This is a genomic window from Arthrobacter sp. NPDC055585 (assembly GCF_053619115.1).
This window is the reverse complement of sequence record NZ_JBSHIT010000007.1, coordinates 146,579-164,014: the sequence shown is the minus strand read 5'-3', so window position 1 is coordinate 164,014 and position 17,436 is coordinate 146,579. Positions and strand designations below refer to the sequence as shown.

The window sequence follows — 17,436 nt, the reverse complement described above, 5'->3', positions numbered from 1 at the left end:
AAGGGCCCTTCAGCGCCTGGGCAGTCCCACTGCGTCACACATCACGTTTATGACGGCGGCCTCGTCGCGGAACGCAGGGCCGGTGAACAGGCGGACCTGTTCCACGGCCTGGTAGAGCAGCATTTCGAGTCCGGGCACAATTCGTCCACCGGCCTCTTCCCACACCGCTGCGACGGCGCTGGGCCACGGGTCGTAGGCCGCGTCGAGGAGGACGGCACCGGTGCGGTCTGCACCAATGGCCTGAAGCTGCTCCGCCAGGGAGTCCGCACCACGCGGCGGCAGCGTGCAGATGACGACGTCGGCACGGGAACAGGCAGCTGCGGCTTCTTCCCACGGGCGCAGGTTGACGGCAACCCCGAGCTGGTCGCCTACCTGCTGGACGGCGGCACGCTGGCCGGAGCCTGCGGCGCCGGCGCCGCGGAAGCTGCGGGCGTAAACGTCCACCTCGGTGCAGCCCATCCGGGACAGTGCGGCTACGGCGGCACAGGCCGTCCCGCCGGCGCCCAGGACCACACCGCGGGGCGTCTCCCCCGCACCGGCGTGTCTGAGCGCGTTGACCAGGCCCAGCACATCGGTGTTCCAGCCGGTAAGCACAGTCCCGTCCGGTCCCTGCTCAAAGGTGACGGTGTTGAGCACACCAAGCACCTGCGCGAGCGGGTCCAGCCGGTCCACGGCCGCAGCCATCGCGGCCTTCAGCGGCATGGTGACCGAAAGACCGTTCCAGTCCGGTTCACGGCGGACAGCGGCGGCGAAATCCGCCGCTGCTTCCTCCGGTACGTCAATTGCCTCGTAGCTGCAGTCGAATCCGAGGTAGTTGTAGGCAGCGCGGTGAAGGTGGGGCGACCGGGAGTGGCCGATCGGGTGCCCCAGCACCGCCGCACGTTTGCGGCTGGTCAACTACTCGCACCTTCCAGCTTCCTGGGTGCCGCACCATTCCTGGTATTCGGCAACGTATCGTCCGTGTTCTGCCAGAGTGGAGGAGAACTTGGTCTCCCCGGAGTCCAGGTTGACCGTCACCCAGTAGAAGTAGGGCACGTCCGCGGGGTTGGACGCCGCGTCAATGGCCTCCACGCTCGGTGAACCAATCGGCCCCACCGGCAGGCCCGGATTCGCGTAGGTGTTCCACCGGTTGGAGGTGTCTGCCTTTTCCTCCGGGGTGAGGTTGTAGCTCTTGCGTCCGAGGCCGTAGGTGACGGTTGCATCTGACTGGATCAGGCCGTTGGTCTCGGTGTTGTCTTCGCGGAGCCGGTTCTCAATGGCACCGGCAACGGTCGCGTAGTCGGCTTCGCCGGCCTCAGCCTGGATGATGCTGGCCTTGGTGAGCACCCGGTACTGCTCCGACGGATCCGTCACTCCGGCTTCCTCGAGCGCCGCGAAGGCGTTCTGGACCATTTCCGTAATGATTTCCTGTGCTGTCATGTCCACCGGGAAACGGTATTCGCCGGGGAACAGGTAGCCTTCCAGGCTTACTGCCTGGGCGGGAAGCCCAAAGTCCTGCGGGCTCTGGGCCAGTGCGGTGAACTCCTCCAGCGGGATGCCGGTGGACTTGACCAGCTCATCGAAGGTCTCATTCTGGCGCAGGTCGCGGGCAATGGCCGCGTAGTGGACTGCCGTTCCGCCGTCTCCCAGCAGAGCATCCAGGGCACCGGAGGAACTCATCTGGTACCGCATCTCAAAGGTGCCGGGCTGGATTTCCCGGCCCTGGGACTCCTGCTGGAACACTTCCACGAACTTCTTGGAGCTCGCTACGATGTCCTCGCTGGCGAGGTTGTTGCCGATCACGAGGGGCCCGTCGCCGGGCTGCACCACAAAGGAGACTGTCCCCTCCCCCGGTCCGGGGTAATCCTTGACGTCATTCATGCCCAGCAGATCCCGGAGGAACAGGGTGAGGCCCAAGACCGCTCCGGCGAAGACGGCCAGTACGGCGATCATGATCACGGTGCGGCGGCGACGCCGGCGCTGCTTCTCCCGCGACGGGCGGCGGCTGCGGCGGCTGGGCGCTGCTTCCTCTTCTGCGAAGAAGTTCTGGACGGCGGGCGCTGCGTCCTGGTGCTGCGCACCGCTGTGCGCGCCGGCATGCTGTGCTTCGGCCTGCGCGTACTGGACGTCCTCGTAGCGGTCATCTTCGTACCGCGCGTCGTCGTAGGGCGCGTCGCTGTACCGGGCATCGTCATAGTGCGGGGAAGGATGCCCTGCATCCCCCGGGTAGCTGTCTGCAGCCGGTTCGTTTTCCGGCCGTTCGCCCGTACCGTGGGGGTCGGGGTACCGGTGGCTCACGACGCCGTATCGCTTTCGGGGCGGCTTTGCTCGGAAATAGTTGGCTCCTCGTTCGGGGCCGGAGCAGCAGAGTGCGTACTCCGGCGCAGTGTGACCGGCACCCCCACATCGCGTCCCAGGGAACGCTGCATGTCTATGGCCTGCTGCAATATACCCACAGCAGCCACTTGGTCTACCACTCTACGGTGATTTCGTGTGTCCAAGCCAGCTTCACGCAGGGAGCGGTGGGCACTGACCGTGCTCAGCCGCTCGTCAATCAGCCGCACGGGAACGCTGAGTCCGGCCTTTTCGAGGGCCTGGGCCAGCGCCTGGGCATAGCTGCGGGCCATCTCCGTGGAAGCTGTTTCGGTGCCCTTCATGCTCTGCGGCAGGCCAACGAAGAACTCAACGGTCCCCCGCTCAGCGGCCTCGCGGACCAGGACCTGGATGTCGCTGTTTTTCTTGGCGTCCCGTTTCAGCGTGCGCACCGGGGTGGCCAGCAGGCCGTCGGGGTCGCAGGAAGCGACCCCGACGCGCGCCAGTCCAACGTCAACGCCGAGTTTGGTTCCGCGCGGGTAGCCGGACACTGTGGCGCTAGCCCCGGTTCGCCACCGCTGCGCGGATGGCATCGAGCGCCTCGGAGATCTTGCCGGTGTCGGATCCGCCGCCCTGCGCGACGTCGTCCTTGCCGCCTCCGCCGCCGCCAAGGACACCCGCGGCGGTCTTCACCAGCGCACCTGCCTTGACGCCGGCCCCGCGGGCGGCTTCGTTCGTGGCAACGATGACAACCGGACGGCCGTTGGCTGCACCGGCGACGGCCACGACAGCCGCCTCGCTGCCCAGACGGGACCGCAGGTCCAGGGCGAGGGTGCGGAGGTCATCCGCTCCGGAGACGGTACCGGCGTCGTGTGCCAGCAGGCGCACGCCGTCGATGTCCACTGCGGAACCCAGCAGCGCTGCTGCGGACGCCGCAAGCTGTTCGCGGCGCAGGCGCTCAAGTTCCTTTTCGACCTGCTTCAGCTTGGCCAGGGTCGCTGCCACGCGCTCGGGAACCTGAACCGAAGGGACCTTCAGCAGTTCGGAGAGCTCGTTGACCAGCGCCCGTTCGGCAGCGAGGTGGCGGAAGGCATCCATGCCCACAAAGGCCTCGACGCGGCGGTTGCCTGAGCCGACGGACTGTTCACCCAGCAGGGTCAGGGAGCCGATGCGCGAGGTGGTGTCAACGTGCGTGCCGCCGCAGAGCTCGCGGGACCAGGCGCCGTCGATCTCCACTACCCGCACCTGATCGCCGTAGGCTTCGCCGAACAGTGCGGTGGCGCCGAGGGCCTTGGCATCGGCCAGGGACATGATCTTGGTTTCGACCTTGTGGTTGCTGCGGATGGCCAGGTTGGAGACCTCTTCGATCTCCGACTTGGCAGCTGCCGAGAGCCCTTCGCCCCAGGAGAAGTCGAAGCGCAGGTAGCCGGCCTTGTTGAAGGAGCCGCGCTGGAGCGCTTCCGGGCCGAGGATCTGGTGCAGTGCAGCGTGCACAATGTGGGTGCCGGAGTGGGCCTGCTCCGCTGCGTGGCGCTGCTCGGCGTCGACCGCTGCCTGGGCAAGGGCCCCGGCGGAAATTTCGCCTTCGCGGACCACGGCCTTGTGGACGGTCAGTCCCTTGACCGGACGCTGCACGTCAGTGACCTCGACGACGAAGCCGTCGCCGGTGATGAAGCCGACGTCGGCTGCCTGGCCGCCGGCCTCGGCGTAGAACGGGGTCTCGTTCAGGACCAGCTGGATCTCGGTGCCCTGGCCTGCATAGGACACGGATTCGCCGTTGGAAACGATGCCGCGCACGTTGGATTCGGTGGCCAGCTCGTCATAGCCGGTGAAGACGGTGTTGCCGGCCTTGAGCAGTTCGTTGAAGACCGAAACGTCGGAGTGGCCGTGCTTCTTGCCGCGGGCATCAGCCTGGGCGCGCTGGCGCTGTTCCTGCATCAGGGAACGGAACCCGGCCTCGTCCACCTTCAGGCCGGCTTCTTCAGCCATTTCGAGGGTGAGGTCGATCGGGAAGCCGTAGGTGTCGTGCAGCGCGAACGCTTCGGCGCCGGAGAGCGGCTGGCCCGCTGCCTTGGACTCCTGCACGGCGGCTTCGAGGCGCTCGGTGCCGGAGGCGATGGTGCGCAGGAACGCCTTTTCCTCGGTGTAGGCAATCCGGGAGATCCGGGCGAAGTCGGTTTCAACCTCGGGGTAGGTGCCCTTCATCGCGTCCCGGGAGACGGGCAGCAGTTCAGGCAGCACAGCGGTCTCGACGCCGAGCAGGCGCATGGCCCGCACGGCACGGCGGATCAGGCGGCGCAGCACGTAGCCGCGGCCTTCGTTGGACGGGGTGACGCCGTCGGAGATCAGCATGAGGGCTGAGCGGATGTGGTCGGCGACGACGCGCATCTTCACGTCGTCGGCGTGGTGCGGATCCGAGGGATCCTCGGCGGAGGTGTAGGCCTTGCCGGAGAGCTCGGCAGCCTTGTCCAGGACGGGACGGACCTGGTCCGTCTCGTACATGTTCTCCACGCCCTGCAGGATCATGGCGAGGCGCTCCAGGCCAAGGCCGGTGTCGATGTTCTTCTTCGGCAGCTCACCTGCGACGTCGAAGTCTGTCTTCGAACGGACCTCGGAGAGCTGGTACTGCATAAAGACGAGGTTCCAGATCTCGATGTACCGGGTCTCGTCGACTGCCGGTCCGCCTTCAAGGCCGTAGGCCGGGCCGCGGTCGTAGTAGATCTCCGAGCAGGGACCGCCGGGGCCGGCCTGGCCGGTGTTCCAGTAGTTGTCTGCCTTGCCGGTGCCGATAATGCGCTCGTTCGGAACGCCGATCTTGTCCCGCCAGATGGCGCGGGCCTCGTCGTCGCGCTCGTCGCCGTCCTCGTAGACGGTGACCCAGAGCCGCTCGGGATCAAGGCCGTAGCCGCCCTCTGCCACGGGGCTGGTCAGCAGCTCCCAGGCAAAGGTGATGGCGTCTTCCTTGAAGTAGTCGCCGAAGGAGAAGTTGCCGGCCATCTGGAAGAAGGTGCCGTGGCGCGCCGTCTTGCCGACCTCTTCGATGTCTGCTGTGCGGATGCACTTCTGGACGCTGGTGGCCCGGCTGTACGGAGGGGTTTCCCGTGCCGTGAGGTACGGGATGAAGGGCACCATGCCCGCGACGGTGAACAGCAGCGAGGGGTCGGTGGTGACGAGCGACGCGGAGGGAACGACCGTGTGGCCCTTCCTGCTGAAGAAATCCAGCCAGCGGCGTGCGATCTCGTGGGACTTCATGGTGGTTCTTACCCTTCTGGTAAATCAATTCCACGCAGGGCGGCTGCGCGGTGGAATAAAGTCAGCGGCGGGCCGAGGACATGGTCTGGGCCACCGTGTCCGTGGTGTCCAGGCCCAGGGCGGAGCGGAGTTCGCCTTCGCGCTGGGTCATGGCGTCGCGGAAGGCGTCGGTGAAATCGTGCAGGGCGTCCGCGGCGGTACCGACGGCGCGGTTGAGCCCAGCCGGACCCAGGCTTTCCTTGGCGTCGGAGATGCGCCGGACCGCGATCACGCCGATGGTGATGCCGATCGACATCCAAAAGACACGCTTAATCATGTGCTGCTCCTGTGGTGGACTGCATGGCGGACTAGCGGCTGCGGCGGCCGCGCCCGGCGGGACGGCGGGAGGTCAGTGCGGTACGGACTCCGTAGGTGAACGCGGAAACCTTGATCAGCGGCGAACCGACAGTGGCTGCGACCAGGGACGTCAGCGCGGAGACGTTCGCCGACGCGTCGGACACGTTCGAAGAAATGCCGTCGACCTTGGCCAGCTGCAGGTTCGTGGTGGAAACCGTGGTGGTGACCTCGTCGATCAGCGGAGTGGTTTCGTCGCTGAGGGTCTTGATCGAGCCGCGAAGCTCATCGAAGACCTTCCCAAGCTTGAGGATGGGGACGGCCAGCAGCGCAACCAGCACGGCAAAAACCCCGGCTGCGATCAGACCGGCAATATCTCCACCTGACATGGTTCTCCTTGGGTTGTTTTCGAAGAGTTTCCGCTATGTACCTTACCCATTGACGGGACAGGACACTTACTTGGCGGCGGCGCGTTCCCCGGCCGGGGGTTGCGCACGGCCGCCGGGAAACGAAACAGCCCGCGGCACGGGCCGCGGGCTGTTCCATTTTCGCCATACCTCCCGCATATGCGGGAAGAGAGTCGAATTAGCGTGCGTAGTATTCCACCACGAGCTGCTCTTCGCAGGTCACGGGGATTTCCGAGCGCTTCGGGCGGCGAACCAGGCGAGCCTGCAGCTTGTCCAGGGAGACATCCAGGTAACCCGGAACAGCGGGCAGGACGTCGCGGTGGGCGCCGGCAGCGGCAACCTGGAACGGCGTCATGGTCTCGCTGCGCTGGTGCACATGGATGAGCTGGCCTTCGGACACGCGGAAGGACGGGCGGTCCACGCGGGCGCCGTCAACCATGATGTGGCGGTGCACAACCAGCTGGCGGGCCTGGGCGATCGTCCGGGCGAAGCCGGCACGCAGCACGAGGGCGTCAAGACGCATCTCGAGAAGCTCGATCAGGTTTTCACCGGTCAGACCGGCGGTGCGGCGGGCTTCCTCGAAGACACGGGTCATCTGTGCTTCGCGGATGCCGTACTGTGCGCGCAGGCGCTGCTTTTCGCGCAGGCGGACGGCGTAGTCGCTGTCCTGCTTGCGGCGGGCGCGGCCGTGCTCACCCGGGGGGTAAGGCCGGCGCTCGAAGTACTTTGCTGCCTTGGGGGTCAAAGCAATGCCGAGGGCGCGCGAAGCGCGGGCCTGACGGCGTGCACGTGTGTTGTTAGCCACGTTCACCTTTCACTGTTTTGGCGGTCTCGCCGTACGCGCCGGGAAACCCGCCGTGCACGGCTAATACGTAGTCACTGGCCTCCATTAGGGAGAGCTCCGGCCAACCGCTGCCTTCTGCTGCAACGCAGTTACCGGACATGGTTCCACCGCATCCGGAAGCTAATCCGGGAAAGAAGTGGGATTGTCCGGCAGTGCGCTTGCCAGTCAACCATCAATCCTAGCATGCAACGGCTTCCGGCCGGGCCCGGTTGAGACAGGTGCCGCTACCGTCCGCGGATGATTCCGCGCAGTCGTTCCAGCCGTGCCGCAATGTCCCGCTCTGCGCCGTTGGCAGTGGGCTTGTAATAGTCCTTGCCCACCAGGTCATCCGGTGCGTACTGCTGTTTGGCCACGCCGTGCGGTGAGTCGTGGGAGTAGATGTAGCCCTTGCCGTGGCCCAGCTGCTTGGCCCCGGGATAGTGGGCGTCGCGCAGGTGTGCAGGCACGCCGGTGCCGTATCCGGCCCGCACGTCTGCCGTCGCAGCGCCGATCGCCTTGTAGGCGGCGTTCGATTTGGGTGCAGTGGCTATGTGCACCACGGCCTCGGCCAGGATCAGCCGGCCTTCGGGCATGCCGATCATCTGCACTGCCTGGGCGGCTGCGACGGCTGTCTGCAGCGCCGTCGGGTCCGCCATGCCTACGTCTTCCGCGGCGGAAATCATCAGCCGGCGGGAGATAAACCGGGGGTCCTCCCCCGCTTCGAGCATCTTGGCCAGGTAGTGCAGGGCGGCGTCGACGTCTGAACCGCGCAGGGACTTAATGAAGGCGCTGGTGATGTCATAGTGCTGGTCTCCGGCCCGGTCATAGCGCAGCGCCGCCACATCCAGTGCCTGCTCGGCATGGGCAAGTTCCACGGTGGGCACGGTGACGTCCGGGTCCCGCTCGGAGTAGGCGACGCCGGCGGCCGCTTCGAGGGCAGTCAGTCCGCGGCGGGCGTCCCCGGCGGCGAGGCGCACCAGGTGCTCGAGCGCTTCTTCGCTGAGTTCCACCCGGCCGGCCAGGCCCCGCTCATCTTCGACGGCGCGCTGGAGCAGACCGGAAATATCAGCTTCGGTGAGCGGTTTGAGGGTCAGCAGCAGGGACCGGGAAAGCAGCGGGGAAACCACGGAGAACGACGGGTTCTCGGTGGTGGCGGCGATGAGGACAACCCAGCGGTTCTCCACGCCGGGCAGCAGGGCGTCCTGCTGTGCCTTGTTGAACCGGTGGATCTCATCCAGGAACAGGACGGTGGTGATGCCGTGCAGGTCACGCGCTGTCAGTGCTTCATCCATGACCCGGCGGACGTCCTTGACGCCGGAGGTGATTGCGGAGAGCTCCACGAACTTACGGCCCGGCCCGCGGGCCACCACGTGCGCCAGGGTGGTCTTGCCGGTGCCCGGCGGACCCCACAGCATCACCGAGGACGGCCCGGCCGGCCCTCCCTGCGGTGCTTCCGCGAGAGTTCGCAGCGGGGAGCCGGGAGCCAGCAGGTGCTGCTGGCCCACAACCTCATCAAGACTGCGCGGACGCATCCGTACCGCCAGCGGGCTGCGCGGGCGCTGCCGTGCCTCGCCCTCTGCGGCGGCGTCGTCGTCGTGGTCCTGCAGGTCCTGGTCCTCGCCGCTGTTGAACAAGTCATTCACGCTTCAAGGCTACCCGTGCCCTCTCCCCCTCGATTCCGCCCTGGACGGGAACCAAAACCGCCGAGAGGCCAGTTACGGCTCTTTTCAGCCCCCAAAAGAGCCGTAACTGGCCTCTCGAGGGAAGGAGGTGCGGGTGTGCGTTTAGAGGGAGACGGAGCCGTCGATGCAGGTGACGGACTCCCCGCCGACCCAGATACGGCCCTCGCGGGTGAACACCCGGACCAGGCCCGAACGGTGGACGGCGGTGCCCTGGGTGACGGTGTAGCGTTCCTCAGCAATGCCGTCGCCGATCAGCCACTGGGCCAGCCCTGCGTTGAGGCTGCCGGTGACCGGATCCTCAGAGACGCCGAGTCCCGGAGCGAAGGCCCGGACTTCGAAGTCGGTCTCAGCGGATTCGGGCTGGGGTCCGATCACTCCCACCCGGAGGTCGCCGATGGCAGCGTGATCCGGGCGCAGCGAGAGGACTGTCTCCGCATCCGGCAGCAGCAGGCCCAGCCAGCCCGGCCCGTTGTCCACCCACTGGTGGCCGCGGACCTGGTCCGGGGTGAGTCCCAGCGCTGCCGTCACCCGGGCCAGGGTTCCTTCTTCCACCGGCCCGGTGCGGATGAGCCGCGGCGCGGCAAAGGCGGCCAGCCCGGCATTGACCCGCAGGGGAACCAGCCCGATTCCGCATTCCTGAACCACCAGCCCGGACTTCATCGGCGTGTTACCGGCCTCGGTCCACGCGTGGCAGGTTCCCAGCGTCGGATGCCCTGCGAACGGGATTTCACCACCCGGGGTGAAGATCCGAACCCGGTAATCGGCTTCGTCCTGGATAGCGGGCAGGATAAAGGTGGTTTCGGAGAGGTTCGTCCAGCGGGCGAACTGCAGCATGGCCTCGTCGTCGAGGTCTTCCCCGTCCAGGACCACGGCCAGCGGGTTGCCCTGGTACGGCTTTCTGCCGAAAACGTCTACCTGTTTGAACCAGCGTTGTCTCATGCGGACACTGTAATAGCTGGCCGCACGTGCGCGGAAAGGCGTGCCGGTGGCGTCCGCTAGGCTCTGCGGATGAGAAACGGAGCGGGCTCCCGCAAACCCTTCGCAGCAGCTGCGGCCGCGCTGGGCGGTTCAGCTGAGCTGGTGGACTTCCTGATCCCGCTGTGGGCAGGGGTTGAGCTCGGCCTCGGCAGCGCAGCCATTGGGATGCTCATCGCCGTGGAACTGGCTGTCTCAGTGACAGCGCGGCCCCTAGCCGGCCGGCTGGCCGACACATTCACCCGGACCCGCATCGCAGCAGCGGGCGCGTTCCTCTACGCCCTCAGCTGCCTCGGTTACGCCCTAGCCGGCTCCTGGCCCTGGGCAGTGGCAGCGGCGGCTGTGGGCGGTATCGGTGGTGCGCTCTTCTGGATAGCCGTCCGCGCGGTCGCCGCCGAGTCGCTGGACACCGATTCGGGTTCGCTGGCTGGGCTGCTTTCCTCCGAGTCCTTCGGGTCCTGGTTCTTTTGGATCCCGGCCATGGTGCTGCTGCCGACCATCGGATTCTTCGGCGTCTTCATTGCGTTGGCCGTTGTCTGCCTGGCAGCCGCCCTCTGGCTGCTGCTGGTCCGCAGCGCGCCGCCCCGGGTCCAGGACGATCCGCGCGGCAGGGCGAAAGGCTCCGGCCTTGGCCCGCTCCTTTTCCTGGCCGGTTTGACGGCAGTGGCCGAGGCCGGTGTGGGACTGCTGCTCCTGCTGCATCTGCAGAACGCAGTCGGTCTGGAGGTCTACCAGATCGCACTTGTCTACCTGCCCGGCGGTATTGCACTGACTGTCCTCCCGCGGGTGCTCCACCGGTTCACCGAGCGGCGGGGGCGCCGGGCCGGCTACGCAGCTGTTTCGGCTGCATCGGCGGCGGCCGCAGCATGCCTGGCGTTCACACCGTCACCACTCGTGATCGCCGCATTGTGGGTGTTAACGTGCGCGTCCTGGGCAATGCTGATTCCAGTGCACGGGGCGGTCGTGGCGGAGGCAGGCGGTGCCCGCCTCGGCCGCGGAATGGCGCTCCTGAGCAACGCCGGACTGATTGGTGCCGCTGCCGGGTCCCTGCTGGCGGGCTTCCTGTACGACGGCGGCTCCTGGCCTGCGTCGTGCCTGGTGCTGGGCGCGGTCATCCTCAGCGGTGCCGTCCTGGGCCCGGCGGTCCTGAACAGGATGGGTATCAGGGACCGTCCGGAAGGTCCGGCCCCTAAACCGGCGGGGGCTGCCGCCTTCGACGGTTCCTGAGCCGTTAACGCCCGTTACGAACTGTTGCCCGGCATTGCCGATATGTGACGGACGTTTGCCCCGGGCCCCCTCCCGCTCCTAGATTGGTAGCCAGAATCAAGAGTTCCAGCCACAGGCCCTGGCCGGCTGGACGGCAACCCTCTCGTTGTAGCGGGGTGCTCCAGGTGACGATTCGGCCGTTCCGGTGGATCTCCCGGTCCGGCAAGTACAGCGTCTTCCGCGGTTTTGCACCGCGGGCTGCGCGTTCTGCAGAGGAATCTCCATGGCACTTGAAACCGATCTCCAGCCAAACGCACTGCGCCAGGCCTTCGGCCGTTTCCCGTCCGGAATTGCAGCACTCTGCGCCGAAATCGACGGCGCGCCTCAGGGAATCGTGGCTTCTTCCTTTACCGTCGGGGTGTCCATGGATCCGCCCCTGGTGATGTTCGCGGTGCAGAACACGTCCCGCACCTGGCCGGTATTGCGGTCGGCCGGCCGGATCGGTGTCTCCGTCCTTGGGTCGAAGCACGACGGCGTGTGCCGCCAGATCGCTTCCCGCGACGGCGACCGGTTCGCGGGTCTGAGCCTGCACGAGACACAGACCGGCTCCCTGTTCCTGGACGACGCAGCCCTCTGGCTTGAAACGTCAATCGAGAACGAGGTTCCGGCCGGCGACCACGCCGTCGTCCTGCTGCGTGTCCACGGCTACTCAACGCACGACGGCGCGCATGAGCCGCTCGTCTTCCACGGCTCGGCGTTCAGGAACCTCGCGGTGCCTGCCTTCGCTTAGCCCGGACAGCGAAAGACCCCGGCCGCCAGCATGGCGGCCGGGGTCTTTCCGGCTGGATCAGGCTAGGAGGCCGGGCTTTCAGCCGGCTTGTCCTGCTTCTTCTCCGGCTTGAAGTCAACGCCGGCTTCCTTGCGCTGCTGGGCGCTGATCGGAGCCGGAGCGGAGGTCAGCGGATCATAACCGCCGCCGGACTTCGGGAAGGCGATGACGTCGCGGATCGAGTCGGCGCCGGCCAGCAGGGCCACCACGCGGTCCCAGCCGAAGGCGATGCCGCCGTGTGGCGGAGCGCCGTACTTGAAACCTTCAAGCAGGAAGCCGAACTGCTCCTGGGCGGTCTCTTCAGAGATGCCCATGACCTTGAACACGCGTTCCTGCACGTCACGGCGGTGGATACGGATTGAACCGCCGCCAATCTCGTTGCCGTTGCACACGATGTCATAGGCGTAGGCCAGGGCCGAGCCGGGATCGGTGTCGAAGGTGTCCAGGAACTCGGGCTTCGGGGAGGTGAACGCGTGGTGCACTGCTGTCCACTCGCCTTCGCCTGCTGCGACGTCACCGGCTGCCACAGCTGCGGCGGCGGGCTCGAACATCGGGGCGTCGACGATCCAGACGAACGCCCAGTCCTTCGGGTCGATCAGGCCGGTGCGGTGGCCGATTTCAACGCGGGCGGCGCCGAGCAGGGCACGGGCTTCATTAGTCTGGCCAGCGGCGAAGAAGATGCAGTCACCGGGCTTGGCGCCAACCTTCTCTGCGAGGTTTTCGCGCTCGAAGTCGGTGAGGTTCTTGGCGACCGGCCCGGTGAGGGAGCCATCTTCCTGGACCAGCACGTAGGCCAGGCCCTTGGCACCGCGCTGCTTGGCCCATTCCTGCCAGGCATCGAGGGTGCGGCGGGCCTGCGAGGCACCGCCGGGCATCACGACGGCGCCGACGTACGGTGCCTGGAAAACGCGGAAGGTGGTGTCCTTGAAGAACTCCGTCAGCTCGGTCAGTTCCAGGCCGAAGCGCAGGTCCGGCTTGTCCGAGCCGTAGCGGGCCATGGCGTCGGCGTAGGTCATGCGGGCGATCGGGGTCTGGATTTCGACGCCGATCAGCTTCCACAGTGCTTTCACGATCTGCTCGCCGAGGGCGATGATGTCGTCCTCTTCAACGAAGCTGGCTTCGATGTCCAGCTGCGTGAATTCGGGCTGGCGGTCGGCGCGGAAGTCTTCGTCGCGGTAGCAGCGGGCAATCTGGTAGTACTTCTCGAAGCCGCCAACCTGCAGCAGCTGCTTGAACAGCTGCGGGGACTGCGGCAGCGCATACCAGGAGCCGGGTGCCAGGCGGGCCGGCACCACGAAGTCGCGGGCACCTTCGGGGGTGGAACGCGTCAGCGTGGGGGTTTCAATTTCAACGAAGCCCTCGTCGTGGAGCAGTTCGCGGGCCACGCGGTTGGCTTCGGAACGCAGGCGCATCGCAGCGGCGGGAGCCGGGCGGCGCAGGTCCAAGTAGCGGTGCTTCAGGCGGGCTTCCTCGCCGACCTCAACGTGCTCGTCGATCTGGAACGGCAGCGGATCGGAAGTGTTGAGGATGACGACGTCGTCCGCAATGACCTCAACCTCGCCGGTGGCCAGGGCGGGGTTCTCGTTGCCCTCGGGGCGGCGCTCCACCTTGCCGGTGATCTGCAGGACGTACTCATTGCGCAGGCCGTGGAAGACGTCCTCTTCACGGACAACAACCTGGGCAACACCGGAGGCATCACGCAGGTCAAGGAAGGCGACGCCTCCGTGGTCCCGGCGGCGGGCGACCCAGCCGGCCAGGGTGACAGTCTGTCCAATATGCTCGGCCCTCAGGGAACCAAGGGCATGTGTGCGCAGCACAGCAGTCCTTTCAACTTCGATTGGTTGCGGAAACCACCTGTTTCCGCCCATTGTGAGTAGAGATCTTCTTTGAGTTTACCGGTGTTCCCCGCGCTTCCCGGCCAAGGGCTGACCGATTGGAGGCCCGTTTGTCCGGCAATGCCGCTACTGCACGCCCGCTGGGCGGGTTCGACGCGACTACCGCCGGCATCGGTTCGATCATCGGCGCGGGCGTGTTTATTGTCTTCCCCTCAGCGGTAGCTGCCGACGGCGGCACGCTGGCCGCTCCCCTGGTGATCGCCGCCGTCGTCGCCTATGCCTGCGGCACCGCGATTTTCCAGATCAGTGCCGCACTGAACGAGGGCCAAGCCAATTACGACGACGGCGGCACCCGGGCAGCGCGGGTAATCCTCGGTCCCACGGCGGCTTTTGTGACCGGCTGGATTTTCCTGTGTTCCCGGCTCAGCGCCGCCGCAGTGGCGGCGCTGATGCTGGGCACCTACCTGGCACCGGACTACGCGGTGGCGGTGGCCGTCGCTGCCGCCGTCCTGACAGCGGCGCTCAATCTGTTCGGGGCAACCCGCAGCGACTGGGTGTCCCGGTTCATCGTCGCGTTCGTCATTGCCGTCCTCGCGTTCGTTGCCGTAGTAGCCGTCAACTCCGAACTGCCCGCGGACAATCCCAAGCTCGCCACCCTGCCCGAACCCGATTTCTCCGGCATCCTTGAATCCTCGGCGCTGCTCTACTTTGCCTTTATTGGCTACGGGTATCTGGCGTCTCTGGGGCCGCACGTCCGCTCCCCCGGGCGCAACATTCCGCTGGCGCTTCCGGCGGCCATCGCCGTCGTGCTGGCACTCTATCTGGTGCTGGGCCAGTCCCTGCTGAGTTATTTCGGTCCGGCAGGCCTCGCCGCCGAATCCGCGCCGATGGTGGTGCCCGTGGCTGATGTCAGCGGCGGGGTGGGTACCGGCGTCGTCCTGGTTGCTGCGGCTGCTGCCGGACTGGGAGCGTTGTCCGCGGTGAATGCGGGCTGCGCCCGAATCGGGGCGTCCATGGCCATCGAAGGTGAGCTGCCGGCGGTCTTCGGCAGGAAACGTTCCCTGCTGCGCGGCCGGCCCGAAACCCCGTGGGTGGGCGTGGCCGCGGGCGCCGCCGTCGTTAGTGTCCTGGTGCTGGCATTCCCGCTGACCACTCTGCTGGGCGTTGCCGCCTTCACTGGCCTGCTCTACGCCGGCGGCACTGCCGTGATCGCCTTCACCCTGCACTCACGCCGGTGGTACACGCCGCGGGTTCTCAACGTGCTGGGGATCGCCGGCGCCCTGCTCCTGGCATTGTCCCTGCCGCTGCTGGACATCTCCCTGGGGCTGATGGCCATTGTTGCCGGTGCCGTGGTGCGGCTGACGTTCCGCCGGGGACGGTAGCCGGCCTGTATCGTTGGCCCCTGGAGGAAAGCACCGGTATGGGGGTAAAGATGCAGAAGAAGTCCGATTCGGCCAAGGGTAAAAAACTGCTCGTCACGCAGCTTTTCCTGCTTTCAGTGGCTTTAATCCTGAACCTGTCCATCGCGGAAAAGAGCGTGCTGGTCTGGACCGCCACGGCCCTGCTGGCCCTCGCATTCCTCCTCACGGCTACCTCTGTGTGGATGTCCCGCAGGCACCGGACCGACTAAGCGATTCCCTCCGCCAGCAGCCAGGCCTCCACCTCGGCCAGCAGCTCGGCCTTGCGTTCGGGGGACGCGAACGATGCCGTAATTGAGTTTTCAGCGAGCCTTGCCAGTTGTGCCGGGTTCAGGTCGAACGTCTCGCGCAGGACGGCGAAGTTGTCGTCAACGTAGCCCCCGAAGTACGCCGGGTCGTCCGAGTTCACGGAAACGTTCAACCCCTGTTCCAGCAGCAGCGGCAGCGGGTGGCTCTCCAGCGAATCGACGGCTTGGAGCCGCACGTTGGAGAGCGGGCAGATGGTCAGCGGAATCTGGTCGCGTTCCAGCCGAGCCACCAGCTCCGGGTCATCCATACAGCGGATGCCGTGGTCGATCCGGTCCACCAGCAGCAGGTCCAGGGCCTGCTCAATGTAATGCGAGGGGCCCTCTTCCCCCGCATGTGCCACGAGCTTGAGGCCGGCGGCCCGGGCCTGTTCGTACAGCGGCACAAAGTTCTCCGGCGGGTTGCCCAGCTCCGCGGAGTCGAGTCCGATGCCGATGATCGGTGCGTTCATGGCCAGCAGGTCGGCGAAGACCGCCGATGCCTCTTCCTGCGGGCGGTCACGCAGGAACGCCGCGATCAGCGCCGTCGACACGCCGAACTCCGCCTCGGACGTCTCCAAGACGGAAGCCACTCCCCCAATGCAGGTTTCAAGCGTGACGCCGCGGGCCAGGTGCGCCTGCGGGTCCACCATCATTTCAACGTGCCGCACTCCGGCTGCCGCTGCCCGGGCGAGGTAGGCCCGCGTCATGTCCGCGAAGTCCGCTTCGGTGCGGAGCACGTCCATGTTGGCGTAGTAGAGGTCAAGGAAGGACTGCAGGTCGGTGAACTCGTAGCGGGCGCGCAGTTCGTCCAAGTCGGCATAGGGCAGCTCAATGCCGTTGCGGGCAGCCAGTTCAAAGATCAGCTCCGGCTCCAATGTTCCTTCAATGTGCAGGTGGAGTTCGGCGCAGGGCAGCTTGCTCAAGTCGGTCCTCTCAAGATTTCTATGGGCGGGCGCGGCGTGCCGCTTCCTTCCTTTCAGCCTAGGATGCCCGGACTGTCCAAACCATTCCGGAGGGGTCCTGCGTGCGCGTGACGCTACCTATCGGCGTGTTTGTGGCCCGCCAGCCAGGTGATGATGTCCGCTGCCGGACGCTGCGGCGCGCTCTGCCAGCCGGTTCCCGCCCACAGATGGAGGGTGTCGGCGTCGCCCGCTTTGCCTGCAGCCTGGCGCAGTTCCCGGGTGAGGTGGTGGACGGCAGGATAGGCGCTTGGTGCGTGCTGCCCGTACCGGTCGGCGAACCCGTTTCGCAGCGCCCGTGCCGGACGGCCGGTGAACGCACGCGTCAGGACGGTCTCGGAGAACGTGCCGCCGATCAGTGCTGCACGGTGGGTTGGCGAGGTTCCTGCTTCGTCTGCGAGAAGCAGCAGGGTGCCGACCGCTACGGCTTCGGCACCGGCACCCAGCAGGGCCTGAACTGCTGCCGGGCTGTCGACGCCGCCGGCAGCGATCACCGGGAGGCCGGCTGCTGCTCGGACGGCACGGACAAGGTCTGCGGTGGAGACCGGATCGATCTGGCGGGTCGGGTCAAGGGTGGCGCTGTGCCCGCCGGCCTGCGGTCCCTGGACCACCAGGCCGTCGACGCCGGCCGCCTGTGCCTGGCGTGCTTCCGCGGGGGTGGTGACCGAGGCGAGGACCCGGCTTCCTGCAGACTGCAGGGCGGCGATGTCCGACGCCGCCGGCAGGGCGAAGGTCAGCGAAACCACCGGCACCGGGTCGCGGAGAAGAAGCCCGAGCTTCTCCTCCCAGGAGTCGCTATCTGCCACCGGCTGCTCATTGAGGGTCAGCCCGTAGCGATCTGCTTCGGGCCGCAGCTGGTGTGCGTAGGTTCGGAATGCGGCTTCATCGACGGGCCCGTCAACCGGAACGAAGAGGTTCACGCCGAACGGCCGCCCGCCGGCGCGGAGCGCGCTGATTTCATCGGCCAGCGCGTCCGGCGTCTTGTAGCCGCCCGCCAGGAACGGGAAACCGCCGGCTTCGGCAACTGCGGTGGCCAGCGCCGTCGTCATCGGTCCTCCGGCCATGGGCGCAGCGGCGATCGGCAAGCGGGAGGGCAGCAGAGGGTTAGTCATCGCGGTGCCTTTCTGTCTTCTGCGGC

16 protein-coding genes and 1 riboswitch are annotated in these 17,436 nt (G+C 66.7%); of the genes, 4 read left to right on the top strand and 12 right to left on the bottom strand.

The features are described 5' to 3' along the window. Positions 1-9: 9 nt before the first annotated feature. From ACWGQ2_RS13230 to ACWGQ2_RS13190, 9 genes are all read right to left on the bottom strand, one after another. Positions 10-897 (bottom strand): shikimate dehydrogenase, encoded by an 888-nt coding sequence (locus tag ACWGQ2_RS13230; RefSeq protein ID WP_452017975.1) that lies wholly within the window; start codon positions 895-897, stop codon positions 10-12. Then, a complete protein-coding gene (gene mltG / locus ACWGQ2_RS13225) occupies positions 898-2,277 on the bottom strand; it encodes an endolytic transglycosylase MltG (protein ID WP_452017973.1) in 1,380 nt (459 codons plus the stop codon). It abuts the gene before it with no gap. Continuing rightward, positions 2,274-2,885 carry a Holliday junction resolvase RuvX gene (gene ruvX, locus ACWGQ2_RS13220; RefSeq protein WP_452017971.1) on the bottom strand — a complete coding sequence of 204 codons (612 nt, stop codon included), beginning with the start codon at positions 2,883-2,885 and terminating at the stop codon, positions 2,274-2,276. The genes mltG and ruvX overlap by 4 nt, the downstream gene beginning before the upstream one ends. Further along, positions 2,851-5,544 carry an alanine--tRNA ligase gene (gene alaS, locus ACWGQ2_RS13215; RefSeq protein WP_452017969.1) on the bottom strand — a complete coding sequence of 898 codons (2,694 nt, stop codon included), beginning with the start codon at positions 5,542-5,544 and terminating at the stop codon, positions 2,851-2,853. Before alaS ends, ruvX begins: the two co-directional genes overlap by 35 nt. Positions 5,545-5,605: 61 nt before the next feature. Next, a complete protein-coding gene (locus ACWGQ2_RS13210) occupies positions 5,606-5,860 on the bottom strand; it encodes a hypothetical protein (RefSeq protein WP_422402407.1) in 255 nt (84 codons plus the stop codon). Between the two features lie 31 nt (positions 5,861-5,891). Next, complete coding sequence (locus tag ACWGQ2_RS13205) at positions 5,892-6,266, bottom strand: DUF948 domain-containing protein (protein ID WP_452017967.1); 375 nt, start codon at positions 6,264-6,266, stop codon at positions 5,892-5,894. Positions 6,267-6,462: 196 nt separating this feature from the next. Then, positions 6,463-7,089 (bottom strand): 30S ribosomal protein S4, encoded by a 627-nt coding sequence (gene rpsD / locus ACWGQ2_RS13200; RefSeq protein ID WP_152227785.1) that lies wholly within the window; start codon positions 7,087-7,089, stop codon positions 6,463-6,465. 263 nt (positions 7,090-7,352) lie between these two features. Then, complete coding sequence (locus ACWGQ2_RS13195; RefSeq protein WP_452017964.1) at positions 7,353-8,750, bottom strand: replication-associated recombination protein A; 1,398 nt, start codon at positions 8,748-8,750, stop codon at positions 7,353-7,355. Positions 8,751-8,891: 141 nt separating this feature from the next. Further along, positions 8,892-9,728, bottom strand: coding sequence for a PhzF family phenazine biosynthesis protein (locus tag ACWGQ2_RS13190; RefSeq protein WP_452017962.1), 837 nt, complete (start codon positions 9,726-9,728; stop codon positions 8,892-8,894). Positions 9,729-9,797: 69 nt separating this feature from the next. On the opposite strand from ACWGQ2_RS13190, the gene ACWGQ2_RS13185 reads away from it, so the two are divergent. Further along, on the top strand, positions 9,798-10,991 hold the full coding sequence (locus tag ACWGQ2_RS13185) for an MFS transporter (protein WP_452017961.1): 1,194 nt from the start codon (positions 9,798-9,800) through the stop codon (positions 10,989-10,991). A gap of 94 nt (positions 10,992-11,085) precedes the next feature. Beyond that, a riboswitch (SAM riboswitch) is annotated at positions 11,086-11,205 on the top strand. A gap of 48 nt (positions 11,206-11,253) precedes the next feature. Next, a complete protein-coding gene (locus tag ACWGQ2_RS13180) occupies positions 11,254-11,760 on the top strand; it encodes a flavin reductase family protein (protein ID WP_452017959.1) in 507 nt (168 codons plus the stop codon). 62 nt (positions 11,761-11,822) lie between these two features. On the opposite strand, the gene aspS is transcribed toward ACWGQ2_RS13180, so the two are convergent. Then, entirely contained in the window at positions 11,823-13,616 is a 1,794-nt protein-coding gene (gene aspS / locus ACWGQ2_RS13175; RefSeq protein ID WP_452017957.1) for an aspartate--tRNA ligase, read from the bottom strand. Positions 13,617-13,744: 128 nt separating this feature from the next. Between aspS and ACWGQ2_RS13170 the strand changes: the two genes are divergently transcribed. Both ACWGQ2_RS13170 and ACWGQ2_RS13165 read left to right on the top strand, forming a co-directional pair. Beyond that, a complete protein-coding gene (locus ACWGQ2_RS13170; protein WP_452017955.1) occupies positions 13,745-15,016 on the top strand; it encodes an APC family permease in 1,272 nt (423 codons plus the stop codon). A gap of 38 nt (positions 15,017-15,054) precedes the next feature. Further along, a complete protein-coding gene (locus ACWGQ2_RS13165) occupies positions 15,055-15,264 on the top strand; it encodes a hypothetical protein (protein WP_452017953.1) in 210 nt (69 codons plus the stop codon). Here the strand turns inward: ACWGQ2_RS13165 and ACWGQ2_RS13160 are convergent. After that, a complete protein-coding gene (locus tag ACWGQ2_RS13160) occupies positions 15,261-16,262 on the bottom strand; it encodes an adenosine deaminase (protein WP_452017952.1) in 1,002 nt (333 codons plus the stop codon). The genes ACWGQ2_RS13165 and ACWGQ2_RS13160 overlap by 4 nt on opposite strands. Before the next feature lie 113 nt (positions 16,263-16,375). Beyond that, on the bottom strand, positions 16,376-17,410 hold the full coding sequence (locus tag ACWGQ2_RS13155; protein ID WP_452017950.1) for an NAD(P)H-dependent flavin oxidoreductase: 1,035 nt from the start codon (positions 17,408-17,410) through the stop codon (positions 16,376-16,378). Positions 17,411-17,436: the final 26 nt, after the last annotated feature.

Excerpts from the sequence above, each read along its gene's own strand:
- ACWGQ2_RS13210 (WP_422402407.1), bottom strand. The coding sequence starts at position 5,860 with ATGATTAAGCGTGTCTTTTGGATGTCGATCGGCATCACCATCGGCGTG.
- ACWGQ2_RS13155 (WP_452017950.1), bottom strand. The coding sequence starts at position 17,410 with ATGACTAACCCTCTGCTGCCCTCCCGCTTGCCGATCGCCGCTGCGCCC.
- alaS (WP_452017969.1), bottom strand. The coding sequence starts at position 5,544 with ATGAAGTCCCACGAGATCGCACGCCGCTGGCTGGATTTCTTCAGCAGG.
- ACWGQ2_RS13165 (WP_452017953.1), top strand. The coding sequence starts at position 15,055 with ATGGGGGTAAAGATGCAGAAGAAGTCCGATTCGGCCAAGGGTAAAAAA.
- ACWGQ2_RS13205 (WP_452017967.1), bottom strand. The coding sequence starts at position 6,266 with ATGTCAGGTGGAGATATTGCCGGTCTGATCGCAGCCGGGGTTTTTGCC.
- ruvX (WP_452017971.1), bottom strand. The coding sequence starts at position 2,885 with ATGCCATCCGCGCAGCGGTGGCGAACCGGGGCTAGCGCCACAGTGTCC.
- ACWGQ2_RS13190 (WP_452017962.1), bottom strand. The coding sequence starts at position 9,728 with ATGAGACAACGCTGGTTCAAACAGGTAGACGTTTTCGGCAGAAAGCCG.
- ACWGQ2_RS13185 (WP_452017961.1), top strand. The coding sequence starts at position 9,798 with ATGAGAAACGGAGCGGGCTCCCGCAAACCCTTCGCAGCAGCTGCGGCC.
- ACWGQ2_RS13180 (WP_452017959.1), top strand. The coding sequence starts at position 11,254 with ATGGCACTTGAAACCGATCTCCAGCCAAACGCACTGCGCCAGGCCTTC.